General features: G+C 74.1%; 3 protein-coding genes, 1 tRNA gene and 1 pseudogene. 3 read left to right on the forward strand and 2 right to left on the reverse strand.

Annotated elements, in window-relative coordinates:
- A pseudogene (locus tag AOK23_RS50755) lies at positions 1-2,172 on the reverse strand (SCO7613 C-terminal domain-containing membrane protein); the annotation flags it as partial.
- A gap of 117 nt (positions 2,173-2,289) precedes the next feature.
- On the opposite strand from AOK23_RS50755, the gene AOK23_RS36540 reads away from it, so the two are divergent.
- Both AOK23_RS36540 and AOK23_RS36545 read left to right on the forward strand, forming a co-directional pair.
- Positions 2,290-2,748 carry an SRPBCC family protein gene (locus tag AOK23_RS36540; RefSeq protein WP_055716808.1) on the forward strand — a complete coding sequence of 153 codons (459 nt, stop codon included), beginning with the start codon at positions 2,290-2,292 and terminating at the stop codon, positions 2,746-2,748.
- 39 nt (positions 2,749-2,787) lie between these two features.
- Positions 2,788-2,859 (forward strand) — tRNA-Val (locus AOK23_RS36545).
- A gap of 106 nt (positions 2,860-2,965) precedes the next feature.
- On the opposite strand, the gene AOK23_RS36550 is transcribed toward AOK23_RS36545, so the two are convergent.
- Positions 2,966-3,691, reverse strand: a complete 726-nt coding sequence (locus AOK23_RS36550) for a 3'-5' exonuclease (protein ID WP_055716809.1) — start codon at positions 3,689-3,691, stop codon at positions 2,966-2,968.
- A gap of 168 nt (positions 3,692-3,859) precedes the next feature.
- On the opposite strand from AOK23_RS36550, the gene AOK23_RS36555 reads away from it, so the two are divergent.
- Positions 3,860-4,426 carry a DUF4365 domain-containing protein gene (locus AOK23_RS36555; RefSeq protein WP_055541061.1) on the forward strand — a complete coding sequence of 189 codons (567 nt, stop codon included), beginning with the start codon at positions 3,860-3,862 and terminating at the stop codon, positions 4,424-4,426.
- Positions 4,427-4,520 lie beyond the last annotated feature (94 nt).

Here is a 4,520-nt window from a genome sequence, read left to right on the forward strand (position 1 = left end):
GAGGGTGGCCGCGAGGCCCGGCCCGTACGCCGTCCAGGACGAGGCCGCCGGGTCACGACGGCGCCGGAGGAGGCCGACGGCCAGCGCCGGGACGGTCACCGGGAGCGTGTACGCCTCAGGGGACCCGACCTCCCAGGCCGCCAGCCGCACCCAACCGGCCAGCACCAGGAGCACGGCGGCCGCGTAGCCGACATTGCGTCGCTCCGGGCGTACGGCGGTCCCCGCCGCAATGACGCCGCAGAGCGCGAGGGTCAGGGCCAGCATGGGCGCGTCGGTGACGGAGAGGGCAACGGCCAGGAGGCCCGCCGCGGCGCCGGTCGCCTCGACCGGGACGGTCATGGGGGAGGCGCCGAGGCGCGCCGCGAGCAGCGCGGCGGTGGCCGGTACCACCAGGACCAGCAGGGCCGTGTGCTGCGGCTCCCAGCCGGCCGACGCGCCGATCGCGCAGGTCAGCGCGGTGCCGTGGACGAGCGCGGCGGGCGCGGTCAGCGGACCGAGGTCCGTGCGCCAGGCGGCCAGGGCGCACAGGACGACCGAGGCGGCGAGCACCGTGAGCGTCGCGGACTCCGTCGCGAGCGCCGCCAGCGCCAGGGCCACCGACGTGACGAGGGCCAGCAGCGCGGCCGTGAGTGCCGCCGGGTCCTGGAGGCGCTTGCCGGCGGCCGGCCGTACGCGGGCCGCCACCACCAGCGCCGCCACCGCCATGGTTCCCTGGACCACCAGCCCCGCCGTGTACGGGAGTTCCAGCACCGCCGGGAACACCAGGCCCGTCGCCCAGCCCAGCACGAGCGCGCCCACCAGGGCGGGGGTGCGCCACGCGGTCGTACGCCCGGCCAGGGCCAGCATCCCGGCGAGCACGGCCAGGACGAGGGGGACCGTCGCGGTGAGCGGCGGCCACGGAGCGCCCAGCGTCACCACGGCACGGGCGTCGTCGGGAGCGCCGGACCAGATCCGCTCGACCCAGCCGGCCGGGCCGACCAAGGTGACGACGACCGCCGGGAAGGCGGTGAGGGCGGCGATGGCCTGGACCACCGCGGAGGACAGGACGAGACCTCGCCGTACGGGATCGGGGACAGGGGTCCGGACGACCGCCAGCAGGGCGACACCGCACAGCAGGTAGCCGGGTACCGTCCACACGTCCGGCAGCACGGACCGCAGGACCCCTCCGAGCGACGCGACCATCAGCAGACCGCCGGTCAGGGCGGTACCGCGGGCCAGGCCTGGCTTCGGCGCGAACCGGGCGACGGCCAAGGCGGTCGCGGCGGCGAGGGCGAGGAGCGCCGCCGCACGGGCGGCGGCGCCCGGACCCGCGGCGGCCCACGAGAGCCACCCGGCCGCCAGAACACCCCAGGCGCCCCAGCCGAACGCGCCCACCAGGGCGACGATCCGGACGGGCGCCATCCGCACCCGGAGCGCGACCGCGCTGTCCGCCGCGGCCGTCACCAGCACCACGGCCGTGACCGTCTCCACACCCGCGCCCAGTGCCGACACCCAGAGCAGCAGCGGCAGTTGCGCGGCGACCAGGGCGAAGGGCAACGGCAGACGGAGAGCGACACGCACAGCCCCCGCGCCCGCAGCGGGGTGGTCCTCCGCGTCACCGGCGGTCGAACGGTCCTGCGAGCCGTGGACAGCCGACGGGGCCACCCCGCCCACGGCCAGGCCGTACGCCGCCCAGGTCGCCGCCAGCACCGCCGAGGCGGCCGCCGCGAACCCCGTGCCGCCCGTCCCCGGGAGGACGACCTCGTGCAGGGCGTACGCGTCGAGCACCGTCAGGGCCATGCCGAGGCCGGCCACCGCCTCCGCGGTCGAGCGCAGCCCCCGCCGCAGGAGCGCCACGGGCGTGGCGAGGGCGGCGAGGGTCACCCCGCCGAGGACCAGCGAACGGCCGGCGATCCCCATGTGCCCCCAGCTGACCAGAGTGAACGCGATCGCCGCGACGGTCAGCAGGACCCCGCCGAGGACCAGCAGCACATTCTGGACACCGGGCGCCGTCGCCTCGGGACCCCGGGCCGGCGGACGCGCCGACGGGTGGGAGGGCACGGCGGCCTGGGCGTACAGCGCGTTGACCAGCCAGGCGCGGCGGGTCAGCAGGACGGCGCGGCGGGCGTCGAGCTGCCGCAACTCGGTGTCGAGGAGGCGCAACTCCTCGGCCGGGGACGGAAAATGCGTCATGTTCCGCAGTGTGGTCCGGGTCACGCCGCGACGGCATGAGCGCACATACTCAGGGCGGTACTCAGATCCAGCCACCACGGGCCCCGTACGAGGCCCGCCGACGGGCACAATCCGAGCATGGACTGGTGCCACTACCGTTTCCGCAGCCTCTGGGTCCTGCCCGCGCCGCCCGCCGTCGTGTACGACGCGCTCCAGCGGGCCGAGGACTATCCGTGCTGGTGGCCACAGGTGCGCGAGGTGACCCCGGCCGACGACACCAGCGGCACCCTCCGCATCCGCTCGGTCCTGCCGTACGACCTCGTCATCACCGCGCGCGAGGTACGGCGCGATCCGGCCACCGGGATCCTGGAGATCGAGATGAGCGGGGACCTCGACGGCTGGGCCCGCTGGACGCTCACCGCCGACGGGACCGGCACCCTCGCCCGCTACGACCAGGAGGTCGACGTCACCAAGCCCTTGATGCGACGGCTCGCCGTGCCCGGCCGGCCCCTGTTCCGGGCCAACCACGCGCTGATGATGCGGGCGGGACGCCGAGGGCTCGCCGCGTACCTCGCGGCCGACGGACAAGCGGTTTGAACCAGAGCCGTCGGGACCTGTATTGTTCAGTCCGTTCCCGGGCGATTAGCTCAGTGGGAGAGCGCTTCGTTCACACCGAAGAGGTCACTGGTTCGAACCCAGTATCGCCCACCCGGAAGAGAACCGGTCCGACGCAGTCGGGCCGGTTCTTTGTTGTGCCGCCGGTTCTTTGCTGTGGCGCCGGCACCGGCGCGCCCTCGGCCGGCGGCTCTGCCGCTCACGCCGCCGCGGCCAGCCCCGGGCGCAGGGGCCACGCCGGATCCACCGCCTCCTCCGAGCCGCTGCGCGCGAACCACGCCTGCAGGCCGCGGGCCTGCGCCGCGTGCCACACCGCCTGCAACGTGTGCAGCTCGGCGGGGGAGAGGCGGGCCAGCCTCGTGGCGAAACGGCGCCCCACGGCCCGTACGACGTCCATCGCCGCCTGCGCGTCGGCCGCCGCGTCGTGCGCGCCGTCCAGCACGACCTCGTAGTGCGCGCACAGATCGGTCAGGGTGCGGCGGCCCTTGCGGTAGCGGTCCAGGTGCTTGTCCAGGACCCGGGGATCGAGCACCCGCAGCGGCGTCGTCTCGAACCACTGGTCGAGCGACGAGGCGCGGTGACGCCTCAACTCCCGGTCCAGCAGCGTCAGATCGAACGGCGCGTTCATCACCACCAGCGGGCGGCCGCGCGACGCCTGCTCGGCCAGCACCCTGGCTATCTCCTCCATCACCGGCGACGGCCAGCGCCCCTCGCGCTGCAACCGCTCGTCCGTCAGCCCGTGCACCGCCGTCGCCCCGGCCGGCACCGGCACCCCCGGATTCACCAGCCACCGGGTCACCCGGGGGCGGGTGCCGGGCGCGTCCTGGACGACGACGGCGGCCGACACGATCCGGTCGGTCTCGACGTCCACACCCGTGGTCTCCGTGTCGAACGCCGCCAAGGGCCCCTCGTACCAACACGTCATGCGTACTCAACTCCTCGTTCACCCGGAGCAGCTGACGCCCCGTCTTCTGCCCGTTTGGTGATACCCGGGCTGTTTGCGCCGTACGCCGGAAGGAGACAACAGAAGTACGGGTCTGCGCAGTTCAGGGGCTCGGCACGGGGAAGGACCTGTAGGGGAAGGCTGTTGGTCATGGCCATAGCGCAGCCCGAGCGGGGCGGGCTGCTGCCCGAGCACGCGGAGTCACACCGCGGCTCCCTCGCCACCACCGCCTGCATGGAGACACTGCAGGTGGGTTATCTGCACGCGGTGGCCGCCGCGGCCGGCTGCTCCCTGTCCCAGCCCTTTCCGGACAACGGCATCGACTGGCACGTCAGCCACGGCTCACCCGGCCACACGGTCGACGACGAGGTCACCATCAAGGTGCAGCTCAAGGCCACCTACCAGGTCGCCCCCAACCCCTCCGGACGCACCTTCTCCTTCACGCTCGACAACGACCACCTGGCGAAGCTCGCCCGCACACCCGTCACCGTGCACAAGATCCTCGTCGTGATGATCGTCCCGAGATCGCGGGAGCAGTGGCTGCGGGCCGGCCACGACCGCCTCGACCTGCGGCACTGCTGCTACTGGATCAACCTCGCCGGACACCCGATCACCGGCCGGCACCGCACGACCGTGCGCATACCGACCTCGCGCATCTTCGACGACCGAGCGCTCTGCGAGATCATGACGCGGGTCGGAACGGGAGGCAGACCGTGACCCACGGGCCCATCGACCAGCCCCTACGCCCGCTACGGCCCCACCCCGTCGACCCCGTCCGGACCCAGCCGCCCGACCCCGCCCGCGTCGACCC

It is taken from the genome of Streptomyces torulosus (genome assembly GCF_001419765.1).
Lineage (GTDB): Bacteria > Actinomycetota > Actinomycetes > Streptomycetales > Streptomycetaceae > Streptomyces > Streptomyces torulosus.

Coding starts and splice junctions, on each gene's coding strand:
- AOK23_RS36540 (WP_055716808.1), top strand. CDS start 2,290: ATGGACTGGTGCCACTACCGTTTCCGCAGCCTCTGGGTCCTGCCCGCG.
- AOK23_RS36550 (WP_055716809.1), bottom strand. CDS start 3,691: ATGACGTGTTGGTACGAGGGGCCCTTGGCGGCGTTCGACACGGAGACC.
- AOK23_RS36555 (WP_055541061.1), top strand. CDS start 3,860: ATGGCCATAGCGCAGCCCGAGCGGGGCGGGCTGCTGCCCGAGCACGCG.